The 20,403-nt window shown below is 70.8% G+C and carries 17 protein-coding genes; 8 read left to right on the top strand and 9 right to left on the bottom strand.

All coding sequences use genetic code 11. The features are described from left to right. Positions 1 to 503 precede the first annotated feature (503 nt). The 3 genes from H4696_RS20430 to H4696_RS20420 all read right to left on the bottom strand — a co-directional run bounded on the left by H4696_RS20430 (position 504) and on the right by H4696_RS20420 (position 3,749). The gene (locus tag H4696_RS20430) at positions 504 to 1,535 is read right to left on the bottom strand and encodes a sigma-70 family RNA polymerase sigma factor (protein WP_086862670.1); all 1,032 of its coding nucleotides are present in this window, start codon (positions 1,533 to 1,535) and stop codon (positions 504 to 506) included. 286 nt (positions 1,536 to 1,821) lie between these two features. Then, entirely contained in the window at positions 1,822 to 2,247 is a 426-nt protein-coding gene (gene dtd / locus H4696_RS20425; RefSeq protein WP_086862671.1) for a D-aminoacyl-tRNA deacylase, read from the bottom strand. After that, positions 2,244 to 3,749 (bottom strand): DUF7782 domain-containing protein, encoded by a 1,506-nt coding sequence (locus H4696_RS20420; protein WP_192782440.1) that lies wholly within the window; start codon positions 3,747 to 3,749, stop codon positions 2,244 to 2,246. The genes dtd and H4696_RS20420 overlap by 4 nt, the downstream gene beginning before the upstream one ends. 28 nt (positions 3,750 to 3,777) lie before the next feature. Between H4696_RS20420 and H4696_RS20415 the strand changes: the two genes are divergently transcribed. Together H4696_RS20415 and H4696_RS20410 are read left to right on the top strand one after the other, a co-directional pair. Then, entirely contained in the window at positions 3,778 to 5,043 is a 1,266-nt protein-coding gene (locus H4696_RS20415; RefSeq protein WP_086862672.1) for an amidohydrolase, read from the top strand. A 37-nt stretch (positions 5,044 to 5,080) separates the two neighbouring features. Beyond that, positions 5,081 to 5,395: a DUF3099 domain-containing protein gene (locus H4696_RS20410; protein ID WP_086862673.1), complete on the top strand. Its 315-nt coding sequence runs from the start codon at positions 5,081 to 5,083 to the stop codon at positions 5,393 to 5,395. Positions 5,396 to 5,471: 76 nt separating this feature from the next. Here the strand turns inward: H4696_RS20410 and H4696_RS20405 are convergent, their stop codons facing one another. The 4 genes from H4696_RS20405 to H4696_RS20390 are packed head-to-tail and all read right to left on the bottom strand — an operon-like array spanning position 5,472 to position 8,661. After that, the gene (locus H4696_RS20405; RefSeq protein WP_169735078.1) at positions 5,472 to 6,344 is read right to left on the bottom strand and encodes a carbohydrate kinase family protein; all 873 of its coding nucleotides are present in this window, start codon (positions 6,342 to 6,344) and stop codon (positions 5,472 to 5,474) included. After that, on the bottom strand, positions 6,341 to 7,246 hold the full coding sequence (locus H4696_RS20400) for a pseudouridine-5'-phosphate glycosidase (RefSeq protein WP_086862674.1): 906 nt from the start codon (positions 7,244 to 7,246) through the stop codon (positions 6,341 to 6,343). Before H4696_RS20400 ends, H4696_RS20405 begins: the two co-directional genes overlap by 4 nt. Positions 7,247 to 7,255: 9 nt before the next feature. After that, entirely contained in the window at positions 7,256 to 7,873 is a 618-nt protein-coding gene (locus H4696_RS20395) for an HD domain-containing protein (RefSeq protein ID WP_086862675.1), read from the bottom strand. Beyond that, a complete protein-coding gene (locus tag H4696_RS20390; RefSeq protein ID WP_086862676.1) occupies positions 7,873 to 8,661 on the bottom strand; it encodes a sporulation protein in 789 nt (262 codons plus the stop codon). The genes H4696_RS20395 and H4696_RS20390 overlap by 1 nt, the downstream gene beginning before the upstream one ends. 58 nt (positions 8,662 to 8,719) lie before the next feature. Between H4696_RS20390 and H4696_RS20385 the strand changes: the two genes are divergently transcribed. Together H4696_RS20385 and H4696_RS20380 are read left to right on the top strand one after the other, a co-directional pair. After that, a complete protein-coding gene (locus H4696_RS20385) occupies positions 8,720 to 8,962 on the top strand; it encodes a DUF3039 domain-containing protein (RefSeq protein ID WP_167379801.1) in 243 nt (80 codons plus the stop codon). 166 nt (positions 8,963 to 9,128) lie between these two features. Beyond that, positions 9,129 to 9,965 (top strand): hypothetical protein, encoded by an 837-nt coding sequence (locus H4696_RS20380; protein WP_169735079.1) that lies wholly within the window; start codon positions 9,129 to 9,131, stop codon positions 9,963 to 9,965. A 52-nt stretch (positions 9,966 to 10,017) separates the two neighbouring features. Here the strand turns inward: H4696_RS20380 and H4696_RS20375 are convergent, their stop codons facing one another. Both H4696_RS20375 and H4696_RS20370 read right to left on the bottom strand, forming a co-directional pair. Next, entirely contained in the window at positions 10,018 to 13,164 is a 3,147-nt protein-coding gene (locus H4696_RS20375; RefSeq protein WP_086862677.1) for an efflux RND transporter permease subunit, read from the bottom strand. 89 nt (positions 13,165 to 13,253) lie between these two features. Then, the gene (locus tag H4696_RS20370; protein WP_086862688.1) at positions 13,254 to 14,399 is read right to left on the bottom strand and encodes a YihY/virulence factor BrkB family protein; all 1,146 of its coding nucleotides are present in this window, start codon (positions 14,397 to 14,399) and stop codon (positions 13,254 to 13,256) included. Between the two features lie 214 nt (positions 14,400 to 14,613). On the opposite strand from H4696_RS20370, the gene H4696_RS20365 reads away from it, so the two are divergent. The 4 genes from H4696_RS20365 (at position 14,614) to H4696_RS20350 (ending at position 20,396) form a co-directional block, all read left to right on the top strand. Then, a complete protein-coding gene (locus tag H4696_RS20365) occupies positions 14,614 to 16,350 on the top strand; it encodes a DEAD/DEAH box helicase (RefSeq protein ID WP_086862678.1) in 1,737 nt (578 codons plus the stop codon). 556 nt (positions 16,351 to 16,906) lie between these two features. Then, positions 16,907 to 18,043 (top strand): sugar ABC transporter substrate-binding protein, encoded by a 1,137-nt coding sequence (locus H4696_RS20360; RefSeq protein ID WP_086862679.1) that lies wholly within the window; start codon positions 16,907 to 16,909, stop codon positions 18,041 to 18,043. 92 nt (positions 18,044 to 18,135) lie between these two features. Then, positions 18,136 to 18,909: an ATP-binding cassette domain-containing protein gene (locus tag H4696_RS20355; RefSeq protein WP_086862680.1), complete on the top strand. Its 774-nt coding sequence runs from the start codon at positions 18,136 to 18,138 to the stop codon at positions 18,907 to 18,909. 20 nt (positions 18,910 to 18,929) lie between these two features. Further along, the gene (locus H4696_RS20350; protein WP_086862689.1) at positions 18,930 to 20,396 is read left to right on the top strand and encodes a sugar ABC transporter permease; all 1,467 of its coding nucleotides are present in this window, start codon (positions 18,930 to 18,932) and stop codon (positions 20,394 to 20,396) included. Positions 20,397 to 20,403 lie beyond the last annotated feature (7 nt).

The following is a 20,403-nucleotide window of genomic DNA, read 5'->3' as shown; positions in this document are numbered from 1 at the left end:
GGAGGGCACGCCGAAGAGGCATGCGGTCACTGTGGGCCACCCCACGCAGTTCTTGGTTCTGGTGTGTCCGCAACCCCGAAGCCTGATTGTGACTACGGCCGGCCGTGTTCTGGCTTCGGATCGGGGTTGCGGGGAGGTCTGGGCTGGGCGGGCCGCCTCCGTGCGTTTCGTTGGCGTGCGGTTTGGGGAGCTGGTCGGGAGGCCGGGTCCACCCCGACGGACCCGACCTCCCGGGGGAAGCTTCCGGATGCGTGCACATCCGGTCGCGAGGCCGCTGCCGCTACCGGTTCAAAGCCGCTTCACGAATGTGACGTGACCGAAGTCATAAGTCAACGCGGCCGAACGGGTGTTGGCGGAAGGTTGCTACCCACGGCCGCCGGAGGCAAAACCCGGTTTTCGTGGAAAATTTTCGTCTTACGCGGAATGCCTGGTCGTCGGCTCGGCCGTACGCCAAAAAAGAGGGCGGGCGCACCGTGTGCGCCCGCCCTCTTCAGACGGATCGGTCAGCTGGCGTAGGCGCGGAGGCGGTCCGCGCGCTCGCCCTGGCGGAGCTTGGACATGACCTCGCGCTCGATCTGGCGGACGCGCTCGCGGGAGAGCCCGAAGTGCTTGCCGATCTGGTCGAGCGTGCGGGGCTGGCCGTCGTCGAGGCCGTAGCGGAGCCGGATGACCTGCTGCTCGCGGTCGTCAAGCGTCGACAGGACCCGGCGCAGGTCGTCCTGCAGCAGGCTCGAGATCACGGCGCTCTCGGCGTCCGTCGCCTCGGAGTCCTCGATGAAGTCGCCCAGCGGGGCGTCTTCCTCGGTGCCGACCGGCATGTCCAGGCTTACCGGGTCACGCGAGTGGTCGAGCAGGTCCGAGATCTTGTGCGCCGGGATGCCCGACTCGGCCGCCAGCTCCTCGTGGGTCGCGTCGCGCCCGAGCTGCTGGTGCAGGTCGCGCTTGATGCGGGCCAGCTTGTTCACCTGTTCCACCAGGTGGACCGGGAGCCGGATGGTGCGTCCCTGGTCGGCCATCCCCCTGGTGATGGCCTGGCGGATCCACCAGGTGGCGTAGGTCGAGAACTTGAACCCCTTGGAGTAGTCGAACTTCTCGACCGCGCGGATGAGACCCAGGTTCCCCTCCTGGATCAGGTCGAGCAGCGGCATCCCCCGGCCGGTGTAGCGCTTGGCGAGCGAGACCACCAGGCGGAGGTTGGCCTCCAGCAGGTGGTTCTTCGCCACGTGGCCGTCGCGGACCAGGGCGGCCAGCTCGGTGCGGCGCTTCGCGGTCAGGCTCTCCGCGGTGTCCAGCATGTGCTGGGCGAAGACACCCGCCTCGATGCGCTTGGCCAGCTCGACCTCGTCGGCCGCGCTGAGCAGGGCCGTCTTGCCGATTCCGTTCAGGTAGACGCGGACGAGGTCGGCGGCGGGGCTCTGGGCGTCGAGGTCGGCGTCGGTGAGCGCCCCCACGCTCATCGACGGCTCCTCGGACAGCTGAGCCGGGATACGCTCGCGAATCCCGCGCGACTCGCGTTCGAGAGTCTGGACTGACATTCTGCCTCCCCGGTCACGGGCTGAACGTGCTGCTGCGGTGGTCCCGCCGGTGCTTCCCGGCGACCGGGGCCTGTGGATCCCGGTACGCCAGTCCGGCCGGCTTGGCTGGACATCTGGCACAACGCTCCGGGTTTCCAAAACGTTCCCGGCTCGCTGAAAAGGAGACGGCTGCCGGCGGGCTCCGGTTGCTCGACCATTGCTGAGCTTTTGCTGAGAACGTTCCGTGACCGGGAAACCTGAGAATCCGATGTGAATCGGGTCAGGATGTGAACCGGGGCGCTGTGGTCTAGACCTCTACGAGAACGGTGAACGGACCGTCGTTGACGCTCGACACCGCCATCATCGCCCCGAAACGCCCCGTCGCCACGGTGGCGCCGCGGTCGCGCAGCCCGGCCACGACCGCGTCCACCAACGGCTCGGCGACCTCGGGCCGGGCGGCCTGTGTCCACGACGGCCGGCGCCCTTTCTTCGTGTCGCCGTAGAGCGTGAACTGGCTCACCACGAGCAGCGGCGCATTCGCCGTGGCGCATGATTCCTCGTCACGCAGTACGCGCAGCTCGTGCAATTTCCGCGCCATCACGGCGGCCTTCGCCGCGTCGTCGTCGACGTGGATTCCCAGCAGCACAAGCAAACCCGGCTCGTCGATGGCGCCGACGACCTCGCCGCCGACGGTGACGTCCGCCCGCGTGACGCGGGCCGCGACGGCCCTCATTCGCCCGCCGGGACGAGCATCCCGTGCCGGACGAGCTCGCGGACGACGGGCAGTGCGGTGGCCGCCAGCTCCGAGGCGTCGAGCCCTTGCGAGAACGCGAGGAGCTCGATCAGGTCCTCGAGCGGCAGCGCGCCGCGGCAGCCCGCCAGGAGCCGCGTCGCCAGCTCGTCGACCTCGTGCTGCCAGCCCGGCCCGTCGGTGCGGTGCAGGCGCCGGATCGACGTCGCCCAGCCTTCGTCGCCGGGTTCTTCGACGCTTTCCAGCAGAACCGTGTCGGGCACCACAAAACGGACATTGAGTAATGAATCACCCGATTTGCGCAGCCATTCGACCCGGTCCAGCCAGCCCGCCGCCTCCGGTCCCAGCGGGTCGTCGTAGGCCTGCCGCAGGTCTTCGCAAACCACTGTCGGGTTGCTCACCCCGGCCGCCCGGCGCAGCGTGACGAAGCCGAACCCGATGCCGCGGACGTCGTTGGCCGCGAACCAGTCGAGCCACGCCGCCGCCTTCGCCCGGCCCTCCGGCGAACGCGGCTCGAGACCGGCGTCCCGCAGCCAGGTGCCGACGTAGAGCGCCGGGTCGGCGACGTCGCGCTGCACGAACCACGCGTCGGTCTCGGCGGGCAGCCAGCGGCTCACCCGGTCGGCCCAGTCCTCTTTCCCGGTGTGCAGCCACGAAGCCAGCAGGTGCCCGACGCCGCCGTCGTTCAGGAAGCCCGGCAGCTGCCGCACGACCAGCGCGCTCGCGTCGTCGCCGGCCAGCCCGGAGTCGCGGTAGGTGTAGTCCACCCGGGCCGGGCCGACCACGAACGGCGGATTGCAGACGACCTGGTCGAACTTCCGCCGCGCGACCGGCGCGAACCACTCGCCGCGCAGCAGCTCGACGTCCAGCTCGTTCAGCCGGAACGTCGCCGCGGCCAGCGCCAGCGCCCGCTCGGAAACGTCGGTGGCGGTCACGCGCTGCGCGTGCCGGGCCGCGTGCAGTGCCTGCACGCCGTTGCCGGTGCCCAGGTCGAGCAGGGTGCCGACGGGGTTGCGGCTGGTCGCGCGGATCAGCGACAGCGACGCGTGGCCGACGCCCAGCACGTGGTCCTCGGGCACGGTGCTGCCGAGCACGTCGGCGTCGAGGTCGGAGACCACCCACCAGGAGCCCTCTTCGTCGCCGTGCGGGCGGACGTCGAGCGCGGCGCGGTACCCGTCGCCGGCCGCGGCCAGCAGCCCCGCGGCGACGGCGTCTTCGGGGGCGAGCGGCGCGAACGCGGCCTTGACCGCGGTCTCCGGTTCGGTGCCACCCAGCAGGAACAGCCGGATCAGCGTGCCGAGGTCACCCGCGTCGCGGCTCGCGCGCTCCGCGGGCACGGGCTCGCCGCGGCCCAGCGCGGCGTGCGCGGCACCACCGAGGGCGGCCACCACGCCGTCGGCGTCGTAGGCGGTGCGCCGGAAGGCCTCGCGCAGCCGCGCGCAGACGTCGTCGGACAGGTCGGGCAGTACACTTCGCGTGCTCACGGTGGGTAATGCTGCCACGATGACCCCCGTGACCCTTGAACACGTCCTCGCCCCGCTCGACGCGGCGCTGCCCGAGCTCGAAGCGCTGTACATCGACCTGCACCGCCACCCGGAGCTCTCCTTCGCCGAGACCCGGACGGCGGCCGAGCTGGCCCGGCGGCTGGAGCGCGACGGTTACGAGGTGCACACCGGCATCGCCGGGACCGGCGTGCTGGGCGTGCTGCGCAACGGCGAGGGCCCCACGGTGCAGCTGCGGGCCGACATCGACGCGCTGCCGGTCGAGGAGAAGACCGGGCTGTCCTACGCCAGCACCGCCCGCGGCACCGACGAGCACGGCAAGGACGTCCCGGTCATGCACGCGTGCGGGCACGACATGCACGCCACCTGGCTGTCCGGGGCCGCCGCGCTGCTGGCGAAGGGCCGGGACACGTGGTCCGGCACGCTGCTCGTGGTGTTCCAGCCCGGCGAGGAGAGCGCGGGCGGCGCGTCGGCGATGGTGCGCGACGGCCTGTTCGACATCGCCGGGAAGCCGGACGTCGTGTTCGGCCAGCACCTGGTGCCCGGCCCGGCGGGCTGGGTGCTCACCCGGCCCGGCGTGATCATGGCCGCGACCGACACGCTGCGCATCACCCTGCACGGCCGTGGCGGGCACGGTTCGCGCCCGGAAACGACCGTCGACCCGGCCGTCCTGGCCGCGTCGGTGGTGCTCAAGCTGCAGACGATCGTCTCCCGCGAGATCGCCGCCACCGACTCCGCCGTGGTCACCGTCGGCTCGCTGCACGTGGGCACCGCGAGCAACGTGATCGCCGACGACGCCGTCCTGGAGGTCAACGTCCGGTCCTTCGACCAGGCCGTCCGCGAGCGGGTGCTGGCCGCGGTCGAGCGGATCGTCAACGGCGAAGCCGCCACGGCGGGCGCGCCGAAGCCGCCGGACATCGAGCGCTCCGGCGCCTACCCGATCACCGAGAACGACGAGGCCGCCAACGACGCCCTCACCGAGGTCTTCCGCGCCCGCTTCGGCGCGGAAGCCGTCATGCCGGCCCCGCTGGTCACCGGCAGCGAGGACTTCAGCGAGTTCGGCCGGGCGGCCGGCGCGCCCTCGGTGTTCTGGCTGGTCGGCGGCTTCGACCCGGAGACGGTGATCACGGCGATGACCGAGGGCCGGTTCGAGCGCGACGTCCCGTCCAACCACTCGCCGCGGTTCGCCCCGGTGCTGCACCCGACCCTGCGCACCGGGATCGAGACCCTGGTCGCCGCCGCGCTGAGCCGGTTGTCCCACCCCGGTGTCGGATGACCCGCGCAAGTGGGACGATGGACGCGGAGGTGGTGCAGTGACCACGCCCGCCAGCGGCCCGGACCCGGTGCTGATCACCGGGGCGGCCAGGTCGTACGAAGAACAGCTCGCGACGCGCAAGCGCAAGTACGTGATCATGATGGCGTGCCGGATCCCGTGCTTGATCCTCGCCGGGCTGACCTACCACGTGTGGTGGCTGGCGCTGGGGTTCCTCGCGATCTCGGTACCGCTGCCGTGGATCGCGGTGCTCATCGCCAACGACCGCCCGCCCCGCAAGGCCGAGAAGGTCAGCCGGTACGAGCGCGAGGCGAAGGCGATCGAAGGCACGAGCCACCGCGTCATCGACGGCTGACCGAGGCGTCACTCCTCCGACGAAAGATGCGTTCCGGGCCGCCAGAGCCGCATCTTTCGCCGAGAAAGATGCGGCTTCAGGCCGGTTGAGGTCCGACCTTCCCGACGGCGAGGGCGCCCAGCCGGGTGCCGTGCCGCAGGACGTCCACAGTGGACTCACCGGCCAGCCAGCCGGTGAGCACGCCCGCGTCGAACGCGTCGCCCGCGCCGGTGGAGTCGATGCACTCCGCCTCGACGGCCGGGACGCTCGTCACGCCGTCCTGGTCGACCCAGCTCGCGCCGTCCAGCCCGGCGGTGACGACCACCGCGCCGACCGCGCCGAGCAGTTCCTTCGCCGCCACCGGGTCCGCCGAGCCGGTCAGCGCCACCAGTTCCTCGGTGTTCGGCATCAGCAGGTCGACGCCGCGGACGTCGTCGAGGAACGCCGCCGGGTCGGTGATGTGCGCGGCCGCCTGCGGGTCGACCGACGTCGTCAGCCCCGCCTCACGAGCGGCGGCCAGCGCGGCGAGCCCGGCCGCGCGCGACGGCGGGTCGAGCAGCACGTACCCGGACAGGTGCAGGTGGCTCGCCCCGGCCAGTGCCTCGGGAGTGACGTCTTCGGGCGCGAAGCGCTGGTTCGCGCCGCGGTCGGCGAGCATGCTGCGCTGCCCCGAGCCGTCGACCATCACCACGACGCAGCACGTCGGCGCCTCGTCGTCGACGGCGAACGCGCACCGCACGCCCGCCGCTTCCAGCTCCGCGCGGATCAGCCGGCCGCCCGGGTCGTTCCCGATCCGCGCGAGCAACGTCGTTTCCGCGCCGAGGGAACGCAGCCACAGCGCGGTGTTCGCGCCGGAGCCGCCGCCGGTGAACCGGATCTTCGCGCGGGCGTCGCCGCCGTGCGGCAAGGGCTTGTCGTGCCGGGCGATCACGTCGAGAGCCGCGTCGCCGACCACCACGATGCCGTTCATGCGAGCGCCACCGCGACCTCGGCCGCGAGCTTCGCGTTGTTGAGCACGAGCGCTTCGTTCGCGTCGATGCTCACGCCGTCGCTGGCGGTGTGGAAGTGCTCCAGCAGCACCGGCGTGACGTCGGCGCCGTGCACCCCGCGCTCGGCCACGAGGGCGAGGCCCTCGGCGAGCAGCCGGTCGTGCAGCGCTTTGTCCATTTCGGACGCTTCCGGGATCGGGTTGGCCAGCAGCACACCGGAATCCGCGTATGCGCGGTGCGCGGCGACCACGGCGGCGGCCTGCTTCGGGTCGTCGACCCGCCAGCCGACCGCGTGCCCGGACGAACGCAGGTAGAACGCCGGGAAGTCGTCGGTGCGGTACCCCAGCACCGGCACCGAGTTCGTCTCCAGCACCTCGAGGGTGGCCGGGATGTCGAGCACCGACTTCACACCGGAGCAGACGACCACGGTCGGCACCTTCGCGAGCACGCCGAGGTCCGCCGAGACGTCCCACGACTGCGCCGCGCCGACGTGCACGCCGCCGAGCCCGCCGGTGGCGAACATCCCGATCCCCGCCGCGGCGGCCAGCGCCGACGTGCTCGCCACGGTCGTCGCGCCCGAGCGGCCGAGCCCGACGGCGGGGCCGAGGTCGCGCAGCGACAGCTTGTCCAGCCCGGCGTCCGGCGCGCAGACCCGCTCCAGCTCGGCGGGGGAGAGGCCGACGACGACCCGCCCGTCGAGCACCGCGATCGTGGCCGGGACGGCCCCGCCGTCGCGCACCACGCGCTCGAGGCGGCGGGCGACGTCGAGGTTGCGGCCCGGGGGCAGGCCGTGGGACAGGATGGTGCTCTCCAGCGCGACGACGGGGTGCCCGTCACGCAGCGCCGAGGCGATCTCTTCGTGCAGGTGGAGTGGGGTGGTCACGAGGGACCATCATCGGTGATCGGTCCGCTCGCCGCGCCAGTGGGTCAGCTCGGCCGTGAGGTTCTTTTCCGCGGCCGTCGCCCAGCGTGCCCGCGCGGCTTCGCTGCGGTACAGCTCGCGCGCGAGCATCCCTTCCAACACCGCAATGCGGCCTTCGCGCCAGACGTCGTCGGGGTACTTCGCGTACTCCTCGCGCACGCCTTCCGCGTAAGCCGCGTACTGGTCAGGCGGCGCGCCGAGGACGGCCAGATCGGCGTCGAGCAGTGCGGTCGCGAGGTGGTCGCCGGGCGGCGCGTCGTGCGTGATCGTGGCGAGGATCAGGCCTTCGACCCGCTCGACGTGCGCTTCGGCGGCCCCGTCGAGCGCTTCGCGGGCCCAGGCCGCGCTGGCGCGTTCGTCTTCGCCGGGCTTCGCGTCGTACACGACGTCGTGCGCCCAGGCGGCGACGGCGAGCACCGCGCGGTCGGTGGCACCGAGGTCACCGGCCAGCCAGGCGGAGTCGCGGACGACGGCGGCCGCGTGCGCCAGCGTGTGGTACCGGCGGTGGGGCTCGCCGTAGCGCGCTTCGAGCCGCGGCCGGGTCCCGGCCGTGCCGCCCAGCGCCGTGACCGCGTCGCCCCACTCCATCAGTCGAAGATCCCGCGGGGGCGGGCCACCTGGTCGAACCAGTCCTCGAGCTGCTTTTCCCAGTTCACGTCCGGCTTCATGGTGAACTTCCCCAGGAAGTCCTGCCCGCGCCCGCCGAAGCCGCCGGTCTTGCTCACCCGGACCCGCTTGGTGACCTCGAGGACGACGTCGGTGCGCTCCGCCGAGGTCAGGAAGGTGACCGCGACCTGCGAGAAGATGCTCGCGAAGCGCGGCGAAGGCGCGAAGCGGATCTCCTGGAAGAACGGCAGCTGCTGCTGGGCGCCGTCGATGCGGCCCTGTTCGAGGATCGCCTCGCGGAAGGTGAAGCCGGTCCGGCTGAGCGCGTCGAGAACCCGCTTCTGCGCCGGGAGCGGCTCGATCGCGACGGCGTCGGCGTCGAACGGGTCGCTCACCGCGGCGGCCAGGTCGAGCTCGGCCCGGACCCCGACCGCCATCCCGGCGAGCGGCTTGGCGTAGACGCTGGTCACCGGTGTCTCCCAGGGCAGCGGCACCTCGAACGGCACCCGGACCTGCCCGCCGGCGCGGATGGTTTCGCGGCCGGCCAGCTGCTGCGTGCCGAAGGGGAGATCTTCGGTCTTGTCCTCGCCGGGGACCTGGACGCGCGCCAGCAGCGTCACCGAGAGCCCCTTGATCTCCTGGTCGACCTCGCCGCCGAGCAGCACGATCTCACCGTGCAGGGGACGGCCGGGAGCGGCGGTGGCGTCGAGCAGCCGGGCGTCGATCCGCGCCCCGCCGGCGCCGAACGTCGCGAGCACCTTCTGGAACATGCCGTGGATCCTGCCAGGCCGGGGACCGATCGCGCCGGGACTCGGGCACAATGGACGGGTGAGCACCGAGACGCTGACGAAGCCGGAAACCACGCCCGAGGGCACGGACACCACCGACGACGACACGCCGAAGATGTTCCACTACGTGAAGAAGAACAAGATCGCCGAGAGCGCGGTCATGGGCAATCACGTGGTGGCGCTCTGCGGCGAGGTCTTCCCGGTGACGAAGTCGCCGAAGCCCGGCTCGCCGGTCTGCCCGGCGTGCAAGGAGATCTTCGACGGGTTGCGCCCGGGGGAGTGACCCCGGCCTGAATCCCCCGGCGGGGTCGTCCTGCCGGGGTTTCTTGCTGTCCGGAAGCGCACGAAACGGCGAACAAACGTGAAAAACCTTCATTCGGCGGGTGTGCCGGGTGCCGGTGGCCTGGAAAATCCAGCGGGCCAGGTCCCCTCATCCACCGGAGCCGCACATGCGCAGAACCGGGATCGTGCTCACCCTCGCCGCCCTGCTGGCCGTGGTCTCGCCCGCCTTGGCCCAGGCCGTCACCGGCTGGACGGAGGTCGGTCGCGACCAGGCCAGAGCCCTCGACGAGAGCCAGGGCCTCGCCACCATCGTGCGGCCGTCGGGCACCACCATCCGCTACACCGGGATCGGCACCATCCCGGCCGACCTGAACTCCCAGGGCTGGAACCACGTCGGTGACCCGGGCTCGGCCCAGGGCTGGTACGTCGAGCCCTACCAGCGCGACGACCGCGGCGCGAAGCTCTTCCGCGTCCAGGCCCCGGACGGTTCGTGGGCCAACTACAAGCACAACCTCGAGTCGTGGGAAGCGAACAACAACTCGTTCGCCGCGGTCTCGCCCGACGCCCGCTGGATGGTGGCGGGGGAGTGGGGCACGATGGACCGCCTGCTGGTCCACCCGATGCCCGGCGTGGCGGCCACCGACCCGGCGCAGAACCTGCCGCTGGCGGGCACGATCCGGCTCGACCACCAGGTCCGCGACGTCCAGGGCTGCGACTTCCAGACGGCCACCCGCCTGCTCTGCGCGTCCGACGACCCGGACGGCAGCCTCTTCGGCACCGCGAAGCCCCTGCTGCAGATCGACCTGGCCGGCCCGCTGTCCGGTTCGGACGTCAGCGGGCACGTCACCTCGCTCGGCCAGCTGCCCCTGCGCAGCGGCTGCTCGGGGAACTTCGAGGTCGAGGGCATCGACTTCGACGAGCGGGACAACACGCTGCGCGTGATCGTGATGTCCCCGAGCATCTGCATCCTGTTCGACAGCATGACCTACCGCTTCAAGCAGTGAACGACGAAGGCCCGGCACTTTCACGTGAAAGTGCCGGGCCTTCGTGCGTGACTCAGGCGGTCGGGGCGGGGTCCAGGGACTCCGATTCCGGGGCCTTCGCCTGGGTGCGGCGAGCTTCGCGACGAGCGCGGCGCCGTTCCTTGCGGGTCTCGACCATCGTGTAGAGCGTCGGGACCAGCACCAGGGTCAGCAGTGTCGAGCTGACCAACCCGCCGATCACCACGATGGCGAGGGGCTGGCCGATGAAGCCGCCCTGGCCGGTGATGCCCAGTGCCATCGGGACGAGCGCGAAGATCGTCGCCGCCGCGGTCATCAGGATCGGGCGCAGCCGGCGCCGGCCGCCCTCGGTGACCGCCTCCGAGACGCTCATCCCTTCGGCGCGGTACTGGTTGATCAGGTCGATCAGCACGATCGCGTTCGTCACCACGATGCCGACCAGCATCAGCATGCCGATCAGCGCCGGGAGGCCGAGCGCGGTGCCGGTCGCCAGCAGCAGGCCGATCGCGCCGGTCGCCGCGAACGGGATCGACACCAGCAGGATCAGCGGCTGGATCAGGCTGCGGAACGTCGCCACCATGATCAGGAACACGATCGCGATCGCCGCCAGCAGCGCCAGGAACAGGTTCGAGAACGCCTCCTGCTGGTCCTGGCTCACGCCGCCGAGCGAGTAGGACGCGCCGCCGGTGAACGTCAGGCCGTCCAGCTTGGCCTTGATGTCCGCGGTCGTCTTGCTCAGGTTGTCGCCGGTGTTCTTGGCCGTCACCGTGGTGCTCAGGTCGCCGCCGGTGCGGTGCACCGCCGCCGGGCCGTCCACAGTGGACACCTTCGCGACCTCGTCGAGCCGGACGACACCGGTGGGGCCCGGGATCGGCAGGCCCTTCACCTGGTCGACCGTGACCGGCGCGGTGCCGGCCCGCAGCACGACGTCGGTGCGCTGCCCGCCGACCGGCAGCTGCGTCACCGTGCGGCCGGCGATCGCCTGGTTGGCGACCTGGCCGATGGTGCTCGCCGACAGCCCGCGCGCGGCGGCCGCGGCGTCGTCCACCTCGACCTGCACCCGCGGCGAGCCGACGGCCAGGTCACTGGTCACCTCGGTCAGCCCGGACACCCCGCCCAGCGCCTGGACGACCTGGTCGGACGCCGGCTTGAGCGCGGCTTCCGACGGCGCGGTCACCGTCACCGAGATCTGGTCGGAGTTGAAGCCCGACGCGTCCGCGCCGATCTTGATCTCGCCCAGCTCCGGCCGCGACGCCAGCTTCGCGCGCAGCCGGTCCGACAGCGCGTCGAGGTCGGTGTCCTTCGCGACGGTGACCGAAATGCTCGTGTTGGTGCCGCCGCCGAAGCCGAACGCGCCGCCCCCGCCGACGCTGACCTGGTAGGTCTGCACGGACTGCTCCGCCGCGAGCGCCTGCTCGACCGCCGTGGCGGCCTGCTCCTTGGCCTCGACGCTGGTGCCCGCGGGCAGCTTCTGCGTCATGTTCAGCGTGGTGCCGCCGGACTGGTCGAGGAAGTTCGTGTTGAGCCGCGTCGCGAGCCCGACCGTGCCGGCGAAGATCAGCAGCGCCAGCAGCACGACGGTCAGCCGCCGCTTGGTGGCGAACCGGATCACCGGCAGGTAGGCCCGCTGCAGGAGGCCGCGGCGCTCCTTCTCGACGGCCGCTTCGCGCGCCCGCTCGGCCTCGATGGCGTCCGCCGGGACGGCCGGCCGCTTCAGGAACCAGTACGCCAGCACCGGGACCACGGTCAGCGACACGAGCAGCGAAGCCAGCAGCGCCACCGTCACCGTGATCGCGAACGGCGAGAACAGCTCGCCGACGAACCCGCCGACGAACGCGATCGGCAGGAATACCGCGACGGTCGTCAGCGTGGACGACGTCACCGCGCCCGCGACCTCGCGGACGCCGTCGAGCACCGCCCGCTGCTTCTCTTCGCCGTAACCCAAGTGCCGTTTGATGTTCTCCAGCACGACGATCGAGTCGTCGACCACCCGGCCGATCGCGATGGTCAGCGCGCCGAGGGTGAGCAGGTTGAGCGACAGGTCGCCGGTCCACAGCGCCAGCAGCGCGACCACCACCGACAGCGGGATCGACACCGCGGTCACCAGCGTCGAGCGCACCGACAGCAGGAACAGCAGGATGACGATGACGGCGAACGCCAGGCCCAGCAGGCCTTCGGTGGTCAGGCCGCTGATCGCGTCCTTGACCGGGGTGCCCTGGTCGAACACGACGTTCATCTCGGCGCCGGTCTTCTTCGCCAGGTCCGGCAGCTTGTCGCGCACGGCGTCGGAGATCGCGACGGCGTTCCCGTTGTCCACCATGGTGATCGAGAGACCGAGGCTCGGCTTGCCGTTGGTGCGCGTGATCGACGTCGGCGGCGCGAAGCCGGCCTGGACGTCGGCGACGTCACCCAGCTTCACCGGTCCGCGCGCCGGGGTGCCCGGCCGGGACGCAGAAGCGGCGCTGGGCATGAGGTAGAGGTTGCGGATCGTGTCCACAGTGGTCTGCCCGCCGCCGACCTGGACGCTCAGCGTCTTGCCGCCTTCGGTCAGCGTGCCGGCCGGGATAGCGGCGCCCGCCGTCTGCAGCGTGGTCGCGATCGACGTGGGGTCGACGCCCGCGGCGGCCAGCTTCGCGTAGTCCAAAGTGATCGTGACGCGCGGCTGCTGCACGCCGGTGACGGTGACCGTGCGGACGCCGTCGATCTTGCGCAGCTCCGGGGCGACCTGGTCGGTCAGCGCGGGCGCGAGCGCCTGCGGGTCACCGGTCGTGCCCGCGGCGACCAGCACCACCGGCAGGTCGTCGGTGCTGCCGGCGGACACGGCGGGCTCGGAGTTCTGCGGCAGCCGCGGCCGGACCTGGTTCACCACCTGCTGGATCTGCTGGACGGCGCCGTCGATGTCGGTGCCGAACTCGAACCGCGCGACCACGCGCGACACGCCGTCCGACGACGTGGAGTCGATCTCCTCGAGGCCCTTCAGCCCCTGCAGCGCGCCTTCGAGGGGCTCGGTGACCTGCCGGTCGACCGCGTCCGGCGAAGCGCCCGCGTACGCGGTGACGATCTGGGCCTGCGGGAACTGCAGGGACGGGAACAGCTGCTGCTTGAGCTGCGGCAGCGCGAACGCCCCGAACCCGACGACGACGAGCGCGAGCAGGCCGATCAGGCTTCGGTTGCGCAGGCTCAATCTGGCCAGCACGGACATGACTGTGGGAACCCCCTCGGGAACGACGCGGCGACCGGTGCCGTCGTCAGTGACCCGCAGAGCCTCCCATGTCCGGCCTGAGGAGCGACTCAGTCTGAGGGTGGATTCCGGGTCGTCCGTTGGGAGGAGACGCGACCCTGAGGAGCGCTCGGTGCCGGTTCCGGTGCGCTCGGTGACGGTGTGTCCTCTTCGGACGGTGCGCCGCCGTTTTCGGAGACGTCTTCGCCGCGCGGGCGCTTGAGCGGCGTGGTCGTGCGCTCCCACAGCTTGCGGCCCTCTTCCGAGCGCAGCCGCTCGGAAGCGCGTTCCATCTCCAGCCGCCGCCACTTGCGCCGCTGCCGCCGCGTGGCCTTCGCCGGCCACAGCTCCTGGATCGCGCTGTTGAAGTACGCCCCGCCGACCACGGCCAGCCCGATGAAGAACATCAGCAGCAGGAACGCGATCGGTGCGGCCAGCGCGCCGTAGGTGTAGCCGGTCTTGGTGATCCAGTTCAGGTAGACGCGCAGACCGACCGAGGAAAGCAGGAACACGACCATGGCGAGCACCGCGCCGGGCAGCCCGCGGTGCCACGGCAGCTTCCGCGGCAGGGCGAGCTTGTACAGCGTGGTCAGCGCCAGGGTGATCATCGCGCCGAGTGCCGGGAAGTACAGCGCGCTCACCCACGACGTCACGGTCGGGCGCCAGTCCGTGGGGAAGAACTCCGGCAGCAGGTCGGGGCCGATCGCCAGCAGCGGCAGCCCGACCACCAGGATCACCAGGCCGCACAGGTAGAGCAGGAGCGCGAAGATCCGCTGCCAGACGTCGTTGCGGACGCCGTACTGGTCGTGCGCGACGGTGATCGCGTCCACGAACGACGACATCGCCGACGAGCCCGCCCAGAGCGAGATCAGGAAGCCGACCGAGACGATCTCGCCCTTGCCGACGGTGAGGATGCTGTTCACGGTCGGTTCGATGATGTCCTGGACGGCGTTGGCGCTGAAGACCGTCTTGCAGAAGCCGATGATCCGGTCGTGCACGGCGGCCACGACGTCCTGGCCGAACCACTCGCCGACGAAGCCGAGGCTGCCGAGCAGGCCGAGCAGCAGCGGCGGCAGCGACAGCGTCTGCCAGAAGGCCGCCTCGGCGGCCTCGGAGAAGATGTTGCCCTCCCAGGCCTTGCCGAGCGTGCGCGTGAGGAGGCGCCACGGCCCCTTGCGGGCCACCTTCGTCGCTGCGGACGGCTGCACCTCACCCATGACGCTGTCCAGCATGGTCCATCCGTGCTGATTTGGCTCGTCACACCCCCTGCGGCCGGGCGTGTCGGGCGACATCACCCGTGCCGGTGCCGGGAACTGTCGGACCCGGCCGGTAGACTCGCTCCAGTGCCCTCACCGCAGTCGCCGACGCCGAAGTCGGTACCACAGTGAGGGTTTTCGCACGTCAACGGCATGAGCGAGGGGGAGGACCGGCATGACGGAGACGCAGCTCGGGGCGCCTCCCGCGGAGAAGGACTCGACCGCGCGCCCGCTGCGGGCGTGGCAGCGGCGGGCGCTCACCAAGTACCTGACGCAGAAGCCGAAGGACTTCCTCGCGGTGGCGACGCCGGGTGCCGGCAAGACGGTGTTCGGCCTGCGGATCGCCGCGGAACTGCTGAGCGACCGCACGATCGAGGCGGTCACCATCGTGACCCCGACTGAGCACCTCAAGCACCAGTGGGCGGCCTCGGCCGCGGCGGCCGGCATCGCCATCGACTCGAACTTCCGCAACACCACCGGCGTCACTTCGTCGGACTACAACGGTGTCGCGCTGACGTACGCGCAGGTCGCGGCGCACCCGACGCTGCACCGGGTGCGCACGGAGAACCGCAAGACGCTGGTGATCCTCGACGAGATCCACCACGGCGGCGACGCGAAGTCCTGGGGCGACGCGATCCGCGAGGCCTTCACCCCGGCCGTGCGGCGCCTGTGCCTGACCGGGACCCCGTTCCGGTCCGACGACTCGGCCATCCCGTTCGTCACCTACGAGCCGGACGCGGGCGGGTTCCAGCGCAGCAAGGCCGACCACGCGTACGGCTACGCGGACGCGCTGGCCGACGGCGTGGTCCGGCCGGTCGTCTTCCTGGCCTACTCGGGTGAGGCCTCCTGGCGCACGAGCGCGGGGGAGGAGTTCACCGCGCGGCTCGGCGAGCCGCTGACCGCGGAGCAGAACGCCCGGGCGTGGCGCACGGCGCTCGACCCGGCGGGCGAGTGGATCCCGGCGGTGCTGCAGGCCGCCGACACGCGGCTGTCGCAGGTCCGCCAGGGCGTGCCGGACGCGGGCGGCCTGGTGATCGCCACCGACCAGGAGACGGCGCGGGCGTACGCGAAGATCCTGGAGCGCATCTCCGGCGAGACGCCGACGCTGGTGCTTTCGGACGACCCGAAGGCGTCGGGCCGGATCAAGGAGTTCTCGGAAACCAACGAACGCTGGATCATCGCGGTCCGGATGGTCTCCGAAGGCGTCGACGTCCCGCGGCTCGCCGTGGGCGTGTACGCCACGAGTGCGTCGACCCCGCTGTTCTTCGCCCAGGCGATCGGCCGGTACGTGCGCGCCCGGAAGAAGGGCGAGACGGCGAGCGTCTTCCTGCCGTCGGTGCCGGTGCTGCTGGAGCTGGCCAGCGAGCTGGAGGCGCAGCGCGACCACGTGCTGGGCAAGCCGCACCGGGAGAAGGAAGGCTGGGAGGACGAGCTCCTCGCCCAGGCCAACCGCACTGAGGACGAGCCGGGCGAGGAGGAGAAGGCGTTCACCTCGCTGGGCGCCTCGGCCGAGCTCGACCAGGTCATCTACGACGGCAACTCGTTCGGCACGGCGGTGTTCTCCGGCTCGGACGAGGAGCAGGAGTACCTGGGCCTGCCGGGGCTGCTGGAGCCCGACCAGGTCCGCGCGCTGCTGCGGAAGCGGCAGGAAGAGCAGATCGCCGACGAGAAGCGCCGCAAGCCGGCCAAGGAGGAGGCGCCCCCGCCGGCGGCGCGCCCCCAGTCGGTGAGCGAGCGGCTCGGCGCGTTGCGCAAGGAGCTGAACGCGCTGGTGGGGATGTACCACCACCGGACCAAGAAGCCGCACGGCGCGATCCACAACGAGCTGCGCCGGGTGTGCGGCGGCCCGGTGACGGCGATGGCGACCGTCGAGCAGCTCGAGGAGCGGATCGTCACGCTGCGGTCCTGGTAGGGCTCCCGACCCTGGGGGCCGGGGTTGCGGGAGCCCCGGATGTCGCCCAGGAGGCTGAAGCTCGGCGATCACCGTCCGTTCCTGGTACGTACCAGTCAGTACGTGACACTCCGTGCTGAACGTGTCACCGCTGCCCTGCCCGGATGTGCCCGGCGGGGTGGCGCATCGGGCACTTTCCCGGTCGAAGTTCGCAAGTCGGCGACCAATCACCGCCCGGTCGCGTGGGATCGCCACGGGTTGCGCTGAGTGCACCCCGGTGGAGTACCTTCACGCCGTCAAGAAACCTGGATGTAACACTGAGTGAGTGCTGGCGATCACATCGTCAGCGGATCTACTCTTTCCGGGCGAGGTTCAGCTCGTGTTGCCGAACCGTGTCCAATTGGTGTCATTTAATCGATCCAGCTATCTTCCCCGCAGCCGCTCAGCGGCATATGTTGTCGCCCACAACATATGCGCGTCGGTGCGCCGGGCCTCTCCGGATCACCGCCCCGCAGGCCCGAGACAGCACCCGTCGAGGGCCGCTCGTCACCAATGCTTGGATCCGGAAGGAACGAGGATGCGCAGCAGAACCCTTACCCTCCTCGCCGCCACGGTGAGCACCGGCCTGGTGCTGACCGCTTGCGGTGCCAACAGTTCGAACAGCGGGGGCACGGGGAGCAGCTCCGCTTCCTCGTCCGCGCAGGCCGGCGGCGGTGCCAACGGCAAGGTCGGCGTCATCCTGCCGGAGACCGCCACCTCGGCGCGCTGGGAGGCCTTCGACAAGCCGATGCTGACCGCCGCGCTGACGGCGCAGGGCTTCGAGGTCGACGTCCAGAACGCCCAGGGCGACAACCAGAAGTTCGCCACCCTGGCCGACGGCTTCATCAGCTCCGGCGTCAAGGTCCTGGTCATCGCCCCCGGTGACCCGGCCGTCGGTGCCGCGGTCGAGGCCAAGGCCAAGACCGCGGGCATCCCGGTCATCGACTACGACCGCCCGAGCCTCGGCGGCTCCGCCGACTACTACGTCTCGTTCGACAACGAGAAGGTCGGCCAGCTGCAGGGCCAGGCCATGGCCGACGCGCTGAAGAGCAAGCCCGGCGCGGGTTTCGTCCAGATCGAGGGCGCCCCGACCGACAACAATGCCACGCTGTTCACCAAGGGCCAGGACTCCGTCCTCGACCCGCTGGCCTCGGCGGGCACGCTCAAGCGGATCCAGAAGCAGCCGATCAACGACTGGGACAACCAGCTCGGCGGCACGACGTTCGAGCAGATCTTCACCGCCAACGGCGGGAAGGTCGACGGCGTCGTCGCGGCGAACGACGGCCTGGCCGGCGCGGTCATCACCATCCTCAAGAAGAACGGGCTCAACGGGAAGGTCCCGGTCACCGGCCAGGACGCGACCGCCGACGGCCTGATGGCGGTCATGCGCGGCGACCAGTACATGACGGTCTTCAAGCCGATCAAGGAAGAGGCCGAGTCCACCGCCAAGCTGGCCGCCGCCCTCGCCAAGGGTGACACCGCCGGTGCGGACGCGATCGCCACGGGCAAGCTGCACGACCCGAAGAACAACCGCGACATCAAGTCCGTGCTGCTCACGCCGACGACGATCCTGGAGAAGGACATCAAGACCGTCGTCACCCAGGGTTACGTGAAGGCGAGCGAGATCTGCGGTGGCGACCTCGCCGCCAAGTGCACCTCGCTCGGCATCTCCTGAGCCGTCCGCAGTACCCATGAACAGCCGGGCCGGGACGCGCACCCCGACGGCGCGTCCCGGCCCGGTCCCCACCCAGGAGAAACAAACCAGCCATGAGTGAGCCCATCCTCGAGATCAAGGGCCTGAACAAGAGTTTCGGCCCCGTCCACGTCCTCCACGACGTGGACTTCGACGTGCGTGCGGGCGAAGTGACCGCGCTGGTCGGCGACAACGGCGCCGGCAAGTCGACCCTCGTCAAGTGCATCGCCGGCATCCACCCGTACGACTCGGGGGCCGTGCGGTTCAACGGGCAGGACGCCCACATCCGGGGCCCGAAGGACGCCGCCGACCTCGGCATCGAGGTCGTCTACCAGGACCTCGCGCTCGCCGACAACCTCGACATCGTGCAGAACATGTTCCTCGGGCGCGAGCGCGGGAGCAGCTGGAAGCTCGACGAAGCCAGCATGGAGAAGGCCGCTCGCGAGACGCTGGCCTCCCTGTCGGTGCGGACGGTCAAGTCGGTCCGGACGCCGGTCTCCTCGCTTTCCGGTGGTCAGCGCCAGACGGTGGCCATCGCCAAGTCGGTCCTGTGGAACAGCAAGGTCGTCGTCCTGGACGAGCCGACCGCCGCCCTCGGTGTCGCGCAGACCCGGCAGGTGCTGGACCTCGTCCGCCGCCTGGCCGAGCAGGGTCTGGGGGTCGTGCTGATCAGCCACAACATGGCCGACGTCTTCGAGGTCGCCGACCGCATCTCCGTCCTCTACCTCGGCCGGCTCGTCGCCGAGGTGCACACGAAGGACGTCAGCCACGGCCAGATCGTGGAACTGATCACCGCGGGTCGCTCCGGTGACCTCGGCCTGGCCCGGCCCGAAGCCGTGGTCCTGTGAGCGGGAAGAAAGAACCGGAAATGACTGAAACCCCTGCGAAGCACGAGGTCGACACCCCGGCCGCGGAAGCGCTCGCGCAGACCCAGAACCCGACCGCGGCGATCACCGACTTCGGCATCGACACGACATCGATGTCAACCGGCGAAGCGCTGCGTGACTACTTCGCCCGCCTCCGGGCCGGCGAGCTCGGCTCCCTGCCGTCGCTGTTCGGCCTGCTCGTGCTGGTGATCCTGTTCAGCGCGCTGTCGGACAACTTCTTTACGCTGGCCAACATCGCCAACGTGTTCCCGCAGGGCGCGGGCGTGATCATCATCGCGATGGGCATCGTCTTCGTGCTGCTGCTCGGCGAGATCGACCTCGCCGCCGGTGTGGCCTCCGGCACCGCCGCGTCGGTGATGGCCCTGCACTACGTGCACGCCGGGAACCTGCTCGGCACCTTGGGCTCCGGCGTGTTCGTCACTTTCATCGCGGTCCTCGCCGTGGCCATGCTGCTCTCGGCCTACCAGCGGATCTGGGCCGGTGCCGCGCTGTCGCTGCTCGGCCTGCTGCTCGTCGCGATCGGTGTCCCCGCCAACGCCTGGCTGGAGATCCTGCTGGCCATCTGCGTCGGCACCGCGATCGGCTGCATCACCGGCTTCCTGGTGTCGAAGATCGGCATGCCGTCCTTCGTCGTGACGCTGGCGCTGTTCATCGTGTGGCAGGGCGTCCTGCTGCAGTTCATCGGTGAGGGCGGCACGATCGGCATCACCAACTCCGACGTCCTGTACAAGATCGCCAACGGCAACCTGAACGTCCTCGGCAGCTGGATCTTCTTCCTCGTCGCCGCCGGCGGGTTCGCGGTGATCACGCTGCTCAGCCACTTCCGGCGGCTCCAGCGTGGCCTGGTCGTCCAGCCGACGGCGCTGGTGATGGCGAAGGTCGGCGCGCTCGTCGTGCTCTCGGCGCTGGGCACCTGGCTGCTGACGGTCAACCGCTCGCCGAACAAGACGGTCGTCACGATCCAGGGCATCCCGTACGTCATCCCGATCATGCTGGCGCTGCTGGTGGCCGGGACCTACGTGCTCAACCGGACCAAGTACGGCCGGTACGTCTACGCGGTCGGCGGCAACAAGGAAGCCGCCCGCCGCGCCGGTATCGACGTGCCGAAGATCCGGGCGAGCGTGTTCGTCATCGGCTCGGCGGTCGCGGCCATCGGCGGCATCGTCGCCGCGTCGAAGGTCGGCTCGGTCAGCCCGCAGTCCGGCGGCCTCAACACGCTGCTGTACTCGGTCGGCGCGGCCGTCATCGGCGGCACGTCGCTGTTCGGCGGCAAGGGCCGGGTGGCCGACGCCGTCGTCGGTGGCCTGGTGATCGCCGTGGTCATCAACGGCTTGGGCCTGCTCAAGCAGCCGGCCGCGGTGGTCAACATCGTCACCGGCCTGGTCCTGCTGCTCGCCGCCACGGTCGACGCGCTGTCGCGGCGCCGCGCGGCTGCGTCGGCGCGCTGAACCAGCA

The organism is Amycolatopsis lexingtonensis (assembly GCF_014873755.1).
In the GTDB taxonomy this organism is placed as follows: domain Bacteria; phylum Actinomycetota; class Actinomycetes; order Mycobacteriales; family Pseudonocardiaceae; genus Amycolatopsis; species Amycolatopsis lexingtonensis.
This window is presented reverse-complemented; position numbering and strand designations above follow the sequence as displayed.